Origin of the sequence: Caldanaerobacter subterraneus subsp. tengcongensis MB4, from assembly GCF_000007085.1 — a bacterium.
GTDB lineage: Bacteria > Bacillota > Thermoanaerobacteria > Thermoanaerobacterales > Thermoanaerobacteraceae > Thermoanaerobacter > Thermoanaerobacter subterraneus.
Genome location: NC_003869.1, coordinates 2061377 through 2079653, shown reverse-complemented (window position 1 = coordinate 2079653; position 18277 = coordinate 2061377). Strand labels below are relative to the sequence as shown.

Annotated in this window: 8 protein-coding genes, 1 pseudogene and 1 riboswitch; of the genes and pseudogenes, 6 read left to right on the top strand and 3 right to left on the bottom strand. The window is 38.3% G+C overall.

The annotated features are described in order from the left end of the window. Window positions 1-23 precede the first annotated feature (23 nt). The 3 genes from TTE_RS10290 to rd form a co-directional block, all read right to left on the bottom strand. On the bottom strand, window positions 24-1412 hold the full coding sequence (locus TTE_RS10290; RefSeq protein ID WP_011026247.1) for a Na+/H+ antiporter NhaC family protein: 1389 nt from the start codon (window positions 1410-1412) through the stop codon (window positions 24-26). 21 nt (window positions 1413-1433) lie between these two features. Then, window positions 1434-2576 (bottom strand): universal stress protein, encoded by a 1143-nt coding sequence (locus tag TTE_RS10285; RefSeq protein WP_009610646.1) that lies wholly within the window; start codon window positions 2574-2576, stop codon window positions 1434-1436. 99 nt (window positions 2577-2675) lie between these two features. Further along, window positions 2676-2834: a rubredoxin gene (rd, locus tag TTE_RS10280; protein WP_011026246.1), complete on the bottom strand. Its 159-nt coding sequence runs from the start codon at window positions 2832-2834 to the stop codon at window positions 2676-2678. A 137-nt stretch (window positions 2835-2971) separates the two neighbouring features. Further along, a riboswitch (SAM riboswitch) is annotated at window positions 2972-3081 on the top strand. Window positions 3082-3156: 75 nt separating this feature from the next. On the opposite strand from rd, the gene TTE_RS10275 reads away from it, so the two are divergent. The 6 genes and pseudogenes from TTE_RS10275 to TTE_RS10250 all read left to right on the top strand — a co-directional run bounded on the left by TTE_RS10275 (window position 3157) and on the right by TTE_RS10250 (window position 18192). Beyond that, entirely contained in the window at window positions 3157-4437 is a 1281-nt protein-coding gene (locus TTE_RS10275; protein ID WP_011026245.1) for a homoserine dehydrogenase, read from the top strand. Window positions 4438-4462: 25 nt separating this feature from the next. Further along, a complete protein-coding gene (locus TTE_RS10270; protein WP_011026244.1) occupies window positions 4463-5746 on the top strand; it encodes a homocysteine synthase in 1284 nt (427 codons plus the stop codon). Between the two features lie 12 nt (window positions 5747-5758). Next, window positions 5759-6864, top strand: a pseudogene (locus TTE_RS14575) (homoserine O-acetyltransferase). Between the two features lie 113 nt (window positions 6865-6977). After that, window positions 6978-8099, top strand: coding sequence for a Gfo/Idh/MocA family protein (locus tag TTE_RS10260; RefSeq protein WP_011026243.1), 1122 nt, complete (start codon window positions 6978-6980; stop codon window positions 8097-8099). An 18-nt stretch (window positions 8100-8117) separates the two neighbouring features. Further along, entirely contained in the window at window positions 8118-9500 is a 1383-nt protein-coding gene (locus TTE_RS10255; protein ID WP_011026242.1) for an RsmB/NOP family class I SAM-dependent RNA methyltransferase, read from the top strand. Window positions 9501-9603: 103 nt separating this feature from the next. Next, window positions 9604-18192 carry a GH36-type glycosyl hydrolase domain-containing protein gene (locus TTE_RS10250; RefSeq protein WP_011026241.1) on the top strand — a complete coding sequence of 2863 codons (8589 nt, stop codon included), beginning with the start codon at window positions 9604-9606 and terminating at the stop codon, window positions 18190-18192. Window positions 18193-18277 lie beyond the last annotated feature (85 nt).

Here is an 18277-nt window from a genome sequence, read left to right as displayed (position 1 = left end):
CCCTGTTTTTAAACTTTACATATTTAATTTTGCAATAAATTTCTCCCCTTTTCAACAAATTTTTGATAAAATTTTATCAACTCATTTGCGTCTTTTGCAAAAACAAAAGCTATTGATAAGAGGGGAAATAAAAGGTTTAGGTATGCATAGGGCAAATATTCAGTTACTTTTACTCCTAATACTGCAGCAGGTAGCATGGCTGCCAAATTCCAGGGTATTATTCCCGCCAGTATCATTCCAGAATCTGCTATGGCTCTTACCATTTCTTCTCTTGCAATTTCTAATCTTTCATATACGTTTATCATTATTCGCGAGGGCAAAATTACGGATAAAGCTTGGTTGCAGGTTATTACTGCCATGAGAGTACTTAAAAGCATAGTGATTAAATAGGCAAGTTTGAAATTTTTAATTTTATCTATGCTTTGAAATACACTTTTTATTATTCCTGCATCTTCTAATATTCCTGCCAAAGCAGTAGCAAAGGTTACTACTCCTATCATTGGGAGGATTGAAACCATTCCGCCACCGCTAAAAATGGACTTAAATTCGGGAGAATAAAAGGTATTTCCTATAAGAATTACTTTTAATGAGTCAAGAGGAGAGTACCCCAAAATTATTGAACTTAAGAAGGAAATTGATACAGCAATTGCAAGATTTGTCTTTGTAGGGATTCTAAAAAGGGCCAATATTATTATTGTGAGCGGTGCGATGAATAATATTGCACTTAATCGATAGCTCTGTACTATTATTGTGAAGAGATTGCTAATGTCATATTTGGCAGAAAAATTTAAATGATAGTCAAAGAGGTAGTACAAAAAAGCTGTAATTGTAAATACAGGAATTGCCGTTTTAAACAGAGATTTTAATACATTGTACTGCTGTATTTCTCCCATATCGGAAAGAAGAGCTACATTTCCTGCCAAAGGGGATGTTCTGTCTCCTATGAAAGAACCCGAAATTACAGCACCAGCCACTACAGGGAGAGGGTATCCAAAGGCATGAGCAAGTCCAATTATTACTATTCCAATGGTGCTGGCTGTTCCCACAGCGGTTCCCAGAATCATGGATATTGTTGAGGTGATGACAAAAGAGGTCAAAAGGAATCCATGTGGCTTTAAAAAGCGGGAAAAGTAGTATATAAGGGCTGGAAGTGTTCCATTTTGCTTCCAGAGTGCGACTAGTGCTCCTATAAGAAGCAGTATTATCATCACGTTTATCCCTCTTTTTACACCTTTTAGGGACATGTTTAGTAGTTCCTTGGCGGAGAAGTATTTTAATAAAGCAAAAAATGTAAACATATAGCTTATAAAAAGAGGAATATAAGGTGGTTTATGGAAAAATAGAACCATTGTCATGGTGAGAATTAATGTGAACAGAAAAATTGAAAGGGAAAATCCAAATTTGTTCTGCATTTTTCATTACCCCTTGAGCTTTTATTTTGTGTAAGGAATTACGTGTATCTCGATATTTTTAGCTTTTTTAATCAATTTTATTACAGTAGAGCCTCTAAACAAGGTCTGAAGCCATGACCTCTGAGAGTGTCCGATTATTATTTGGGTTATGTGCATTTTTTTAGCAAACTTCAAAAGTTCATCGGAGACGCTCTTTCCTCTTAAGGTATAAACTTCTGCACCTAATTGCTTTGCGAGCATAAAATGACTTTCTAAAACTTCTTTGTCTTTTTCAGTAAGTTTTGGTGCCAAAAAATGAGTGCAGTCCACGTATACGACAACCCAGTCACACTTAAATCTTCTCGCCCTTCTTGCACCTCTTCGTATGAGTTTTTTAGATAGAGGATTTGGCGTTATGCATACCATTATTTTCTCATTTGTTTCCCATGTATCCTCTATTCCGTGCTCTTTCATGTATTCTTCTAACTCCAGGTCTACTTCTTCAGCGGTGAGTCTTAACATTAATTCTCTTAAAGCACTTAAATTGCCTTTTCTGAAAAAATTAGAAAGACATTCATCCAGTTTACTTAAGGGGTATACATCCCCTCTTTTTAGTCTGTTTATCAGAGCATCTGGAGTTAAATCTACTGCTACAATTTCATCTGCGTTATCTATTATGCTGTCAGGTACTGTTTCTCTTACTGCTATTCCTGTGATCTGCTGAATTATATCGTTTAAGCTTTCTATATGCTGTATATTTAGGGTAGTGAGCACGTTTATTCCGTGTTCCAGAATTTCTTGGACATCCTCATACCTCTTTTTGTGTTTTGAACCAGGAGCGTTGGTATGGGCTAGCTCGTCAATTAGAACTACTTCGGGTTTTCGTGCTATTATAGCATCTACGTCCATTTCTTCCAATATCATACCGTGATATTCAATTTTTTTCCGAGGTATTATTTCTAAATTTCCTATTTGAGCTTCTGTGTCCTTTCTTCCATGGGTTTCTACATAGCCTATTACGACATCCTGCCCCCTTTTGAGACGCCTATTTCCTTCGTTTAACATAGCATAAGTTTTTCCAACGCCAGGAGCGTATCCCAAGAATATTTTCAGTTTTCCTCTTTGCTCTTTTTTTACAATTTCCAAGGCTTCTTCAGGAGTAAGCCTCCTATAACCTCCACTCATTAAGAATAAACACCCTCCAAGAATTTTACTTAGAGTAACTGCATAAAATTATAATCACATTTTCACAAAAAATCAACAAAAATAGGGAGCAACTGCTCCCTACATCTTTTCAAACAGGTCTTTTCCTGCCCCGCAGTCCGGACAAACCCAATCATCTGGCAGTTCTTCAAAAGGAGTGCCTGGTGGAATCCCCTGTGATGGGTCTCCTTTCTCAGGGTCGTATATGTATCCGCATACTGTGCATTGCCACTTCTCCATAAAAATTCCCCCTCAATCTTTTGCTTTATTATAACAGAAATTAGTAATAAAAGCAAGGGAAAATTTTTTCTTGACTTTAAAATTTCAAAGTGATAATATAGATTACAACGCATAAAATTTAATAAAATGGCTCAATCCTCTTATCAAGAGTGGTGGAGGGACTGGCCCGATGAAACCCGGCAACCGGCACGTAAGTGCTTGGTGCCAATTCCTGCAGGTTGGGGTTACCCAGCCTGAGAGATGAGAGGAGAGGCCGAGTAATTGTGATTACTAGGCCCTCTTCTCATTGAAGAGGGCCTAAGAATTTTTCTGGAGGTGCAAAATGAGGGTAAAGATTGGGTTGATGGGACTTGGAACTGTTGGGACAGGAGTATTTAAAATAGTTAATTCTAGAGGGAGATATATCAAGGAGAGTACGGGATTTTATCCGGAGATAAAGAAAGTGCTTGTGAAGGATTTGCACAAAAAGAGAAAAGTCGATGCAGCAGGGCTTTTGACTAATGATCCTCGGGAGATTTTGGAGGATGAAGAGATAAAGGTGGTGATAGAGGCTATAGGCGGAATTTCTCCTGCTTATGAGTACGTCAAAAAGGCACTTCTCTCTGGCAAGCATGTGATTACGGCAAATAAAGAGCTTATCGCAAAGTACGGAGAAGAGCTTGGGAGCATTGCAGCAGAAAAAGGGGTGTACTTAAGGTGCGAAGCCAGTGTAGGTGGAGCCATACCTATACTTCATCAGATAGACAGGCTAAAAATTACAGATGAGATGGATTTCATTGGTGGCATTGTAAACGGGACTACTAATTACATTCTAACAAAGATGGGAGAAGGCAAAAGCTATAAGGAAGCTCTTAATGAAGCCCAGGAATTGGGCTATGCTGAGGCTAACCCTGATTACGATGTGAAAGGCTTTGACGCAACTTTTAAGCTTGGCATACTTGTAAAAAGAGTCTTTGGCGTAAGTGTCCCGGTAGAAATTATACCTCGGAAGGGGATAGAGGAAATCAAAGAGGAAGACGTAGAAAGAGCAAAAGAATGGGGGTATGAGTTTAAACTTTTTGCATGGGCAAAGAAATTTAAAAATTATATTTCGGCAGGAGTGGAGCCTACTTTAATTCCGGAAAATAGTTTGCTTTCAAAAGTGAAAGGGGTCAATAACGCAATAATACTGAGGGGAAGTAGCTTCGGGGAATATGTCTTTATAGGAAGAGGGGCAGGAGAACTTCCCACTGGAGATGCAATAGTTGCTGATTTGATAGATATACTCATCAATTATAAACTGGGCAGTAAATCTGAAGTTACAGGAGTCAATTTTAGAGAAGAAAGTTTTACTGATACCTTTTATATAAGGCTGAAGCTCAAAAAAGACAATGTATGTGGCTTAAAAGAGGTTTTAAAGCTTATAAAAAGGAATTGGGTATCTATTGAAAAGTCATCATTTGGTGGGAATGGTTTTACCGCTATAGTGAAAGTAAACGGGACAGTGGAAGGGTTAAAAGAGCAATTAGAAAAAGTAGCTGTACTGGAGGCTGTTTTTAAGGTTTTGCCTGAAGAAAATTTAAAAGAGAGAAGCGAGTTTGAAAACTTGGTAGAAGTAATGTAAAAATTTAGGAAAGAGGAGAGGAAGAATGAGGAGAAAATACGGTTTTTCTACTATAGCAATTCATGAGGGATGGGAACCTGACCCTACTACTGGTGCAGTAGCGCTGCCAATCTACCAAACTACCTCCTTTGCCTTTAAGAGCACGCAGCATGCAGCAGACTTATTTTCTCTAAAGGAAGACGGATATATTTACACGAGGATGATGAATCCCACTGTAGACGCTTTTGAAAGGAAAATGGCTGCATTAGAAGGGGGAGTAGGAGCGCTGGCAGTAGCTTCAGGGCAGGCTGCTATAACTATAGCTGTTACAAATATTGCAGGGGCTGGAGATGAGATTGTAGCTTCTACGAATCTCTACGGCGGGACTTATAACCTTTTTGCCTCTACCCTTAAGAAATTTGGTATAAATGTGAAGTTTGCAGATCCAAGTGACCCTGAAAATTTTAGAGAAAAAATAACGGAGAAGACCAAAGCTTTATACGTAGAGACAATTGGCAATCCCAAAATTGATGTGGCTGATATAGAAAAAATAGCATCAGTTGCTCACAATGCAGGTATACCCCTTATTGTAGATAATACTTTTGCAACTCCATATCTTTCAAGGCCTATAGAATTTGGGGCAGACATAGTAGTCCACTCAACCACAAAGTTTATAGGAGGGCATGGTACTTCTATCGGAGGTGTAATTGTGGACTCTGGAAAATTTAATTGGGCGAATGGCAAGTTTCCAGAGCTTACAGAACCTGACCCCTCTTACCACGGGATAAGGTATGTGAAAGAGTTTGGAGAGAGGGCTTATATAGTCAAAGCGAGAGTGCAGCTTTTAAGAGACTTGGGGGCGGCTCTTTCGCCTTTTAACGCTTTCTTGTTCGTTCAAGGGCTTGAGACACTTGCACTCAGAATGGAAAGGCATAGTTATAATGCACTTCGCGTGGCAGAATTTCTGGCTTCTCATCCTCTTGTGAGCTGGGTAAACTATCCTGGCCTTAAGTCAAGCCCTTATTATGAGCTTGCTCAAAAATATCTTCCAAAAGGGCAGGGTGGAGTTTTGACTTTTGGAATAAAAGGAGGCTTTGAGGCAGGGGTAAAGTTTATAGAGAACTTAAGATTATTCACCCATCTTGCAAATATAGGAGATGTAAGGTCTTTGGTCATACATCCTGCTAGCACCACCCATCAGCAGCTTTCAAAAGAAGAACAATTGGCTTCAGGCGTTACTGAGGATATGATTAGGCTTTCTATTGGCCTTGAAGATATAGAGGATATTCTTGAAGACCTGGATTTTGCACTTTACAGTTCTCAAAAGTAAGGGGGGATGGGAATGATAGTAGAAGAGAAAAAAGTTACTTTAAAAGGGGATCCTGTTTTTACTACGGAAAGCGGTTATGGCTTTAAAGAGCTTACAATTGTGTATGAAACTTACGGGCAATTGAATGAAAAAAAGGACAATGTAATACTTGTAGAACACGCTTTAAGTGGCAGTGCCCATGCAGCTGGAGTGCATCCGGGGAAGAACAATCCTGGTTGGTGGGACGGTTTGATTGGCCCGGGGAAGTATATAGATACAGAGAGATACTTTGTAATATGTTCTAATTTTCTCGGAAGCTGCTATGGCACAACAGGACCCTCATCTATAGATCCTTCTACAGGAAAACCGTATGGGCTTAAGTTTCCTAAAATTAATATAAGGGATATGGTAAGAGTGCAGAAATTGCTTTTGGACTATCTAGGGATAGATGAAGTAAAGGTTGTGATAGGGGGTCTATGGGGGGAATGCAGGCACTGGAATGGGCAGTGACATATCCAGATATTGTTAAAAAAGCTGTTGTAATTGCTGCGGATTATAAGTTAACGCCTCTTAACATAGCCTATAATTACGTTGGCATACAATCTGTTTTGAATGACCCGCATTTTTACGGAGGAGATTATTACGATAAACCTGAAAAACCTCATAAAGGTTTGAGCACTGCTAGAATGCTGGGAATGATTACTTATAAAAGCGGTGAACTTTTTGACGTGAGATTTGGAAGGGCAAAAAATGGAATGAATTTTGAGGTAGAGAATTATCTGGATTACCACGGCATTTCCTTTATAAACCGCTTTGATGCTAACTCATATCTTTACATCCTGTGGGCTATGAATGAGCACGACATAACAAAACCCTACGGGAGCTTGAAAGCTGCTTTAAAAAGAATTAAGGCAGAGGTATTGATGATTGGGATAGATACGGATATGATTTTTCCCTCAAAATATATGATTGAGTTTATTAAGAAGCTAAATGCAGTAGGGGGCAGAGGAAGCTTTGAAGAGATTTCTTCTATTCAGGGGCATGACGCTTTTCTGGTGGATATAGACAAGATTGGGCCGATAATTTCTGAGTTTATAGAAAAAAGTGAAGAAGATAAAAAAGAGGCAGCCTGTATATAGGAAAGGTAGACTGAGAAACTCTATAAGTCTAAAGGTAGCGTTAGAAGCTACCTTTTAAATATTTTAGTGCTATAATTATTTTGTAGATTTTATAGAAAATAAGGAGTGATTGTGTGAGCAAAAAAATGATAAAACTCGGATTTGCTGGACTTGGGTTTATTGGATCAATTCACGCTATTGCCTGCTTTTCAATGCCACTTATATTTAAAAATCTTCCTTTTGAAGTTAAACTGGGAAGAGTTTATAAAAACAACCTCAATGACATACCTCATTTTTTTGAAAAAGGGGCAAAGAGCTTAGAGGAAGTTTTAGAAAATTCAGATGCTGTTGATATATGTACTCCCAATTACCTTCATTATGAACAAGCCATGAAGACCATAGAAAGAGGTATACCTTTGTATCTTGAAAAGCCTATAGGGGTAAACAGTAAGGAAGCCTATGATATAATGGAGAGTGCAAAAAAGAAAGGACTAATACATCAGACAGCTTTGATGTACAGGTTTATGCCTGCTATAACACAGGCAAGGGATATGATTAAAAATGGGGAAATAGGAGAAATTTTAAATTTTAAGGCTTTGATGCTTCACTCTGGATATATGGACCCTAAAAGGCCTATTTCGTGGAAATTGAAAAAGTCCACTTCTGGTGGTGGAGCTATACTGGATATGGGGATACACCTTGTAGATGCAGTAAGGTTCATGCTGGGGGAGATAAAATCTTTGAGGGCGATTTCTAAAACTTATTTTAAAGAAAGACCCGTGGAGAAAGGTTCAGAAATTTACGATTGCGTAGATGTGGATGACTGGACAAGTGTAGAGGTAGAACTGGAGGGAGGAGGCTGGGGAACCATGGAAGCTTCTAGAATATCTCCTGATATTGAGGAAGAGACGAAATTTGAAATTTATGGTACTAAAGGGTCGATAAAAATATCTACAAAGCACCCGAGATATGCTATTTTGTACAAAAAGCAAGAGAATAAAGAGATAACAGGGGATTATGATAATAAAAGTGAATTTAGCAAATATGTGAATTCAATTTATCCCCCCGAAAAATACTCACTGGGTTGGATGGTAGATATGCACATGGCAAGCCTTATAAACTTTTTTACAAACATTGTAGAAAGTGAAATTGTATTTGAGGAGACACCTACATTTGAAGAGGCTTATAAAGACCAAGTTGTACTGGATAAAATAATTTTATCTGCTGAAAATAATGGTGAAACTATAAAGTTTTAAAAATAGGGGTAATAAGAGATGAAAGTACCGGTCAAAGAAGAGTTTTTAAAGAGGATGAAGGAGCTTTTAAAGGAAGAGTACGAAGCCTTTTTGAAGGAGTATGAGAAAAAGCCTCAAAAGGGATTGAGAGTAAATACTTTGAAAATTGATGTGGAAAATTTTAAAAAAATTGCGCCTTTTGAGATAGAACCCATTCCGTGGTGTCCAACAGGGTTTTACTATGAAAAAGAAGAAAAAGCAGGGAATCACTTGTACCATGTGTTAGGACTTTATTACATACAAGAGCCTACGGCAATGGCTGTAGTGGAGGTATTAGATCCCAAGCCTGGTGAGAAAATTTTGGATGTGAGCGCTGCCCCGGGAGGAAAGACTACTCACATTGCATCTAAAATTGGGGATGAAGGCCTTATTGTGGCAAATGAGATAGATAGAAAGAGGATAAGGGCTTTAGAAGAAAATGTGGCTAGAATGGGAATAAGAAATATAGTTCTCTTAAATGAAAGGCCGGAGAGGTTAATTCAAGCTTTTGAAGGGTATTTTGACAAAATAGTAGTAGATGCGCCTTGTTCTGGAGAGGGAATGTTTAGAAAAGACCCTGCTGCTAGGAGAATATGGTCTTTAAATAATGTATTGAGCTGTTCTATAACTCAGAGAAATATCTTGAGAAGCGTAGCACCTTTGCTTAAAAGAGGGGGGGTATTGGTATATTCTACCTGCACTTTTTCGCCGGAAGAAAACGAAGGGGTCATAAAGAAGTTTTTAGAAGAAAACCCGGAATTTGAGGTAGTAGAAAGCGAGTTAAGTCACTTTTTTGATAAAGGGCATCCCGAGTGGGTGGACGGCCCTAAAGAACTTGAAAAATGCATGAGGCTATGGCCTCACAAGGTAAGGGGAGAGGGACATTTCATCGCAAAGCTCAAAAAGAATGGAGAAGATGTGAATGTAAATTTTAAGAGAAAAGTTGAGAAAAAGAAACATCAAAAAGAATTAGAGCTTTTTTATCAGTTTGCAGATAAATATCTCGATTTAGATTTGGAGATACTAAATCTTCAAGTAGACAATAACTTTGTGTATCATGTGCCTTTGGATCTGCCGGAATTAAAAGGCATAAGGATTTACAGGCATGGCTGGCTTATGGGAGAGCTCAAAAAAAATCGATTTGAACCTTCTCACTGGTTGGCTATGGGATTAAAGCCAAGCCAGATTAAAAGGGTATTAGAGCTTGACAAATTTCAGAGAGAAAAATATCTAAATGGAGAGACCTTTGAACTTGACGAAGAAGATGGATGGATACTTTTTACAGCAGAAAATTTCCCAGCTGGCTGGGGCAGAGTTGCAAAGGGAGTAGTTAAAAATTATTTTCCGAAATGGCTAAGAGATATAGAAGTATGGGAGGAATGAAAAGCCCTACTAAAGGGGCTTTTATTTTTTGCTTTAAAAAGTTAATTTTGGGGGAATAATATTTTTAGCATAAAAACTGCGATGTAGGAGGAGTTGACGGGCCTTGTGGTATGCGGTATTTGTTTTGATACTACTTCTGGCAGGGATTTACTTAAAAAGTAAAAAGATTGAAGTAGATGATTCAATGAGAGAGTTTGACGATATAATCTTAAGTTCAGAAGAAATGGAAAAGCACGCTGAGGAATTAGCTCAGAATCACGTAATAGCAAATAGAAACAGAGCTTCCTTTCTTTTAATTCCTAGAATGAATAAAAATTATGAGTACATAAAAAGTGTGTACAGGAGTTTGAACAATCTTTTAAAAGAGAAAGATACATATATTTCTCAAGAAGAAGAATGGCTTTTGGACAATTTCTATATAATTGAAGAACAGGTGAAAGAGATAAGGAAAAGCCTCAGCAAAAAATACTATGCCGGGCTCCCAGTTCTCAAAAACGGGGCTTTTAGAGGATATCCTAGAGTGTATGCTTTGGCTTTTGAGCTTGTTTTGCACACAGATGGAAAGATTGAGGAAAAGGGAATTATCAATTTCATAAAGGCATATCAGAAAAAGGCTTTGCTCACTACTTCTGAGTTGTGGGCTTTAAGCCTTATGATACGTATTGCTTTGATTGAAAAGATAAAAAAAGTGTGCGAGGAAATTGTTGAATCAAGACTTCAAAGGGAAAAGGCAGAAAAAATGTTATCAGCATTGATGGAAAAAGAGATGTCTTATGAAGAGGTAAAGAAGCTAATAAAGAGCAATATAAAAGTTGTGGACAGATTTCCTCTTCAGTTTGTAGAATATCTTGTGAGCAGGATAAAGAGAGAAGGAAGCAATTCTTCAGACATTCTAAAAACCTTAGAGAAAATTCTCATGGAATATGATTCTAGCATAAACGATATTGCTGAAAAGGCGCACTATTTCCAGGCAAAAAGGCAGGTATCAATAGGTAATGCTATTGTAAGTTTAAAAACAGTCTCCTCATTGGACTGGGCTGAGATTTTTGAGACATTAAGCCCTGTAGAACAGGTTTTAAAACAGGACCCTGATGGTACTTATCCAAAAATGGATTTCGAATCAAAAGATTACTACAGGCATGAAATAGAGAAGTTGGCTAGGTATTACAACGTGTCAGAGACATACGTGGCCAAAAAGGCAGTTGAATGCGCAAGGGAAGTCGCTGACCAGGGGGAAAACCTGGGTTACATAAATCACGTAGGATTTTATCTCATAGGAAAAGGAAGAAGCATATTAGAGAGCAAGCTTAACAATAAAAAGAGGAGATTTTTTGATTTTTACAGGATAAGGCAGAAAAATCCGGCAACTGTCTACTTTGGGTTGATAATTCTTTTCTTTGCATTGGGCGAGATAATTAGTCTTGGTTATTTGCGCCATTTTACGGGTAGCTTTTGGAACTTATTTGCATCTTCTTTGGTTTTGGCTATTCCTTTAAGTGAAATTTCTATTCAGATGACTAACTGGGTGTTAATGCACATTTTTAAGCCAGTAATGCTGCCGAAAATTGAATTAAAAGATGGAATACCGGATGATGCCAAGACCTTTGTCGTCATATCTTCTCTTTTGCCGGATGAGAAGAAGGCAAAAGAGCTTGTGGAGAACTTGGAGGTGTATTATCACGCAAACAGGGAAAGAAATCTATACTTTGGAATTTTAGGGGATTTCAAAGATGCTCCCCTTGAAGTGATGCCTGAAGATGAAAAGATAGTGAAAGCGACCTTAGAAGAGATTGAAAAATTGAATGAGAAGTATGCCGAAAATGGTGAGAAGGTATTTTACTATTTTCACAGAAAAAGAATTTACAACGAAATGCAGAAGAGCTGGATGGGATGGGAGAGAAAAAGAGGAGCTTTAATGGAATTTGTTGACCTTTTAAGAGGGGAGAAGGATACCACATTTTACATAGTAAGCGATGATGTGTCTAAACTTGGAATCAAATATGTAATAACGCTGGACGCTGATACAAATTTGCCTATAGATACGGCTAAGAAGTTAGTGGGAGCAATGCTGCATCCTCTAAACAGAGCCATAATTGACAGAGACGAGGGAATTGTAGTGGAGGGGTATGGTCTACTTCAGCCCAGAATTGGCGTTGATATAGAAAGCGCTAACGCCTCTTTATTTTCTAAGATATACGGTGGAGAAGGAGGTATAGACCCATACACCACAGCGACTTCTGACATATACCAGGATTTATTCGGTGAAGGAATTTACACGGGCAAAGGCATATTTGATGTCGACGTATTTAGAGAGCTTTTGAAGGACACTATACCGGATAATTCCATATTAAGCCATGACCTTCTAGAAGGGTCTTTTGTGAGGACCGGTTTGGTGACAGATATTGAATTGATAGATGGATTTCCTGCAAAGTACAATTCTTACATGATGAGGCTGCACAGATGGGTAAGAGGCGACTGGCAACTTTTGCCTTATTTGAGGTCGAAAATAAGGAACAGGAGAGGAGAACTGATAAGAAACCCTCTTTCTTTGATAACTAAATGGAAAATTATGGATAATCTGAGGAGGAGTTTAATTTCAATTTCTCTGATCGTAATGCTTTTTCTTGGATTTTCAGCTTTGCCAGCAAGTGCTCTATTCTGGGTAGCGGTTGCTGCTTTAACTGTGTTTTTTCCTGTAATGCCTGCTTTGTTTGATTTGATTTTTAGAGGTCAGTTAAGGCAGTATTTAGAAAAAAGGCATAGGGCAGTTATAACGGGAGTTGAGGTAGCTTTTTACCAAGCACTGCTTAATTTTATCTTTTTGCCATATAATGCCTATATTATGGCAGATGCCATAATAAGAACTATTAGCAGGATGTACATAACTAAGAGGAATCTTTTGGAATGGGTAACAGCTGCAGATATGGAAAAGAGGCTGAAAAATGATTTTATAAGCTTTGTAAAGAGAATGTGGGTGGTATTGCTAAAAGGAGTGGTATTAATCCTTTTAACAGCTTACTTTAAACCTGGGGCTCTGATTTTTGCAGTGGGAGTATTTTTCCTCTGGGCTTTTTCACCCTATGTAGCTTTTTACATAAGTCAACCTGTCCTTCTCAAAATAAAATTTATTTTGGATGAGGATATAGAAGAGGTGAGATTGATTGCGCGAAAGACATGGAAATTTTTTGAAGATACAGTTACAGAAGCTCAAAATTACCTGCCGCCTGATAATTTTCAGGAAGACCCTCCAAACGGCATAGCAGAAAGGACGTCTCCTACCAATATTGGTCTTTACCTTGTTTCAACTGTTGGTGCAAGGGATTTGGGGTACATAACCACCAGTGAAATGGTAGATCGTATTGAAAACACTATAAATACCATAAAAAAGATGGAAAAATGGAATGGACACCTTTTTAACTGGTACGACACGCGCACACTTAAACCCTTAAGACCTTATTATGTGTCTACGGTGGACAGCGGTAATTTGGTTGGATATTTGATTACCGTTAAAGAGGCTTTGGAAGAGTTTTTAGATAAGCCTGTTATTGACTTGGAGTTTTTAAGAGGTTTAAAAGATACTGTCAGAATGCTGAAGATTGAAAGAATTGATAAGAGTCTCTTTGAGGAGTTTCTCAAAAAAGGGGATATAGACCCTCTTGCATGGAAAAAAATTCTAGATGATTTAGAAGAGGTAGAGGAGGAAAGACTAAGAGATATTGTAAAAAAATTTAAAAATGAGATTAGAGAATTTATGCCGTGGCTGGAATTTGAAGATGCTGAGGGAGGTTATGGAGAAATTTTTAATGAATGCAATTCTTTTGAAGAGCTGAAAAAAGTGTATGAGAAATATCTGGAGGAAACTTTTAGAGCAAAGAAGGAAGGACTGCCTGAATTTAAGATAAAACAGATACAGAGAGCTGTTGAAAAAATTGAGGAGTTAAAAGAGAGGATATTGAAATTAAAACAGGAAATTGAAGATATAATTGAAAAGACAGAGTTCAAGCATTTGTACGATGAAAAGAGGCAACTTTTCTCTATTGGATACAATGTAGAGGAAGAAAAGCTTACTAAGTCCTATTATGACTTGCTTGCTTCTGAAGCAAGACAGGCAAGCTTTATTGCCATTGCCAAAAGAGAAGTTGACAAGAAACACTGGTTTAAATTAGGAAGGATGCTTACAAGGGCGAATAGGTCTAAAGGACTGGTTTCATGGTCAGGGACGATGTTTGAGTATTTTATGCCCCTTTTGATAATGAAAAATTATGAAAATACTTTATTGGATGAGACTTATTCTTTTGCGGCAAAAGTGCAAAAAGAGTATGGAGTTAAATTGGGTATTCCATGGGGTATTTCTGAGTCAGGATTTTATGCCTTTGATATGAGCCTTAACTATCAATACAAGGCTTTTGGTGTTCCAATTTTGGGACTGAAAAGAGGACTTTCCCATGACAAGGTAGTAGCTCCTTACGGGTCTATTTTGGCAATTTCTGTTGACCCAGAAGGAGTTATGAAAAATATAGAGTTTTTAAAAAAGGAAGGAGCAGAAGGAGAGTACGGATTGTATGAGGCAATTGATTACACTCCGGAGAGGGTGCCTTTTGGGAAAAAGAATGCCATTGTCAAAAGTTTTATGGCCCATCATCAAGGCATGATTTTTGTGGCGATAGATAATTTTATACATGAAAATATAATGCAAAAAAGATTTCACAGAGATCCGAGAGTGAAAGCTACACAAATTTTGTTGCAAGAAAAAGCTCCTATCTATCTGGATATGACTAGAGAAGAAAGAGAAGAACCAAGGAAAATTCAAAAAATACGAAAAGAAGATTTAGACTTTGTGAGAGTTCTGGGAGAATCGAGAAGCTGGATTCCAGAGGTGCACATTGTTTCTAGCGGCAAATATTTTGTGATGCTTACAGAGAAAGGTACAGGATACAGCAAGAATATTAAAGGTATTTTCCTAAACAGGTGGAGAAAAGACATTGCTCAAGATTACGGCACATTTATCTTTATACGCAACGTGGATTCAAACGAGGTGTGGTCAGCCACTTTTGCGCCTTTTTATCAAAAAGGGCAGCATTACAGGGTGGTTTTCTCTGCCGACAAAGCTGAGTACTTTAAGAGAGTAGGCGGCATAGATAGTTATTTGGAGATTACTGTGTCGCCTGAAGATGATGTGGAGATAAGAAGGCTTACTTTGAAAAACCACAGCAAATACCCCCAGATACTTGAGATTACCAGTTTTTCTGAGATAAGTTTGATGGATTTGCCTTCAGATGTAGCACACCCTGCTTTTAACAAGCTATTTGTAAAGACGGAGTTTTTGAAGGATGAGGATGCGATTATAGTGTGCAGAAGGCCAAGAGATCCAGAAAAGTCTAGATTGTGGGCTTTACATAAAGTCGTGGTTTTAAGTGGGGAGGCGATGGGAGACACCCAGTTTGAGACGGATAGGCTTAAGTTTATAGGTAGAGGGAGAAGCGTGAGAAAACCTTTGGCTCTTGAGCCAGATCAGCCTCTTTCTAACACAGAAGGAGCTGTTTTAGACCCAATTGTAAGTCTGAGAAAGAGAATAAGAATAATGCCGGGGGGCGTTGCGAAAATAGCGTATATTTCGGCCATCACAGAGACAAAAGAAGAAGCAGTAAAAATCGTTTCAAAGTATAAAGAGGAAAATGCTATAGAAAGAGCTTTTGAGATGTCATGGACTAGAAGCAGAGTAGAACTGGAGTATATAAACTTAAAGCCAAGAGAATTGGGATTATTTCAAAGAATGCTCCCCTATCTCATTTTTGCAAGCCCTCAAAGAAAAATGAGAGAAGAAATGATACTGAAAAACACAAAAGGGCAATCGGGATTGTGGGCTCATGGAATTTCGGGAGATTTGCCAATTGTGCTTTTAGAAGTGGAAAAGATGGAAGAGATAGAGTTGGTAAAATGGTTTTTGAAAGCTTATGAATACTGGAGGATGAAGGGCATAAACATTGACCTTGTGATAGTGAACAAGGACAAAAGCGGATACTTGCAACCTTTAAACGACAAAATAAAAGAGGTTATAAATACCACCTTTGCTTACGATGTATTTGGAAAATATGGAGGAGTATATTTGCTTCAAGAAAATAACTTAAAAGAAGATGATTTCTACCTTTTAAACGCTGTAGCAGCTCTCAAATTTGACGGCAAAAATGAATCTATTTATGACCAAATAATGGTTAAAGTTCACAAAAAGGCATTAAAACCTAGAAGCTTCCAAGAAAAAGTTTCAAGCTGTAGGGATGATGGGCTGGAAGAAATAGAACTTCAGTATTACAATGGGTTTGGAGGTTTTACCCCTGATGGAAAAGAATATGTAATAAAATGGGAAGGGAAAAGCAGTCCGGCGCCATGGATAAACATAATTTCCAACCCCAATTTTGGTTTTCAGGTTTCTGAGGTGGGGGCAGGTTATACATGGGCAGAAAATAGCAGGGAATACAAGCTTACTCCCTGGTACAATGACCCTGTTTTAGACCCTCATGGAGAAGTGATATATCTAATAGACGAAATTACAGGAGAGAAATGGACAATTACTCCGCATCCAGCAGGAAATTCAGGTATTTACTATATAAGACATGGTTTTGGATATTCTACTTTTGAAAGTGCAAGTTGCGAATTAAAAAGCAGGCTCACAATGTTTGTTCCTAAGGAAGATTCTGTAAAGATAAATTTGATTAAATTAAAAAACACATCTAAAAATAGCAGAAAAATCCAGATAGTTTATTACATTAGGCCAGTTCTAGGGGTCACGGATGAGGCTACGTCGCAGTATATTGCTTCTGAATTTGATAAGGAAGAAAGGATTTTGTATATAAGAAATGTGTACAATGAAGATTTTGTTAATAGAATAGCATTTCTAGCCACATCAGAGGGGATAAACTCTTATGAAAGCGAAAGAGGGGAGTTTATAGGGGTAGGTTTTGACTTAAGTAGCCCTCAAGCTCTTTCCTATGAAACTCTTTCTAATTCAGAAGGACTGGCGGTTGATCCTTGCAGTGCAATTGAGTTTTCTGTAGAAATAGGACCTGGTGAAGAGAAAGAGATATCAATCCTGTTAGGACATGCTAAAGAGAAGAAAGAGGCAAAAGATTTGGTTTTGAAATATTTAAAAGTAGAAAACTGTAAAAAAGAACTAGAAAAGGTAAAGGGATTTTGGGGGGAAATTTTGGGTAAACTCACGGTAAATACGCCTGATAAATCTCTTGATTTGCTTGTAAATGGGTGGTTACCCTATCAGACGATAGCCTGTAGATTGTGGGCGCGCTCAGCATTTTATCAGTCAGGGGGTGCATATGGATTTAGGGACCAATTGCAGGATGCCATGAATATGGTACTTTTGAATCCAGAGTTTACAAAAAGGCAAATAATAAATGCTTGTGAGCATCAATTTATAGAAGGAGATGTGCAGCATTGGTGGCATCCTGTTTTAAACAAGGGAATAAGAACGAAATTTTCAGATGACCTTCTATGGCTTCCTTATGTAGTAGCTGACTATTTAGAGAAGACAGAAGATTGGGCAATATTAGAAGAAAAAGCGGGATATTTAGAAGACCTTCCTCTCAAGGAAGAGGAAGAGGAGAGATATTCTGTTCCCTCTATCTCTTCACATAAAGGAACAGTGTACGAGCACTGTGTCAAAGCCATAGATTATGCTTTGAAATTTGGGGAACACGGTCTTCCTCTAATTGGAACAGGTGACTGGAACGATGGAATGAACAAGGTGGGGCATAGAGGGAAGGGTGAGAGTGTATGGCTGGGATGGTTTTTATACACTGTCCTAAAGAAGTTTGCTTCTATCTCTGAAAAAATGGGAGATATTGAAAGAAAAGAAAAATACATTAAGGAAGCAGAGAGGCTTTTAAAGTCAATAGAGGAAAATGCTTGGGATGGCAGTTGGTACAAAAGAGCATATTTTGACGACGGCACTCCACTCGGGTCCATTAACAACTTGGAGTGCAAGATCGACTCTATATCACAGTCGTGGGCTTTAATTTCTAAAGGCGGAAGAATAGAAAGAGCAAAAGAAGCCATGAAAGCGGTCGTGAATTATCTGGTGAATGAAGAAGAAGGGATAATCAAGCTTTTGACGCCGCCTTTTGATTCTGGGGATTTAAATCCGGGGTATATAAAAGGTTATGTGCCCGGAGTGAGGGAAAACGGCGGGCAGTATACCCATGCAGCTGCCTGGGTAATACTTGCCTTTACAGAGCTAGGAGATGGAGATACAGCCTGGAAGCTTTACAACATGATAAACCCAATAAACCACACCAGGACCCCTATAGAATGCATGAAATACAAAGTAGAACCATATGTGATGGCTGCAGATGTGTACGCAGTTGACCCTCATGCGGGAAGAGGAGGGTGGACTTGGTACACAGGGGCAGCAGGCTGGATGTACAGGGTGGCAGTTGAACATATTCTGGGGTTAAAAAAATATGGAGATAAATTTACAGTAGACCCCTGCGTTCCTCGAAACTGGGAAAGTTTTGTGATAGAATATGCCCATGGCCACAGCAAATACGTAATAAAGGTGATAAATCCAGATAGAGTGAACAAAGGCGTAAGAGAGATTTATTTAGATGGGGAACCTGTGGATAAATTTGTACCACTTAAAGATGAAAATAAAGTCTTTAGAGTGCTTGTCGTGATGGGTTAATTAAAGAGGCATTTTGTGTCTTCTTTTTGTCAGCACAAAATGCCTCTTTAATGACTTTTCGGTCTTAACTAAGTCTTAACAGTTT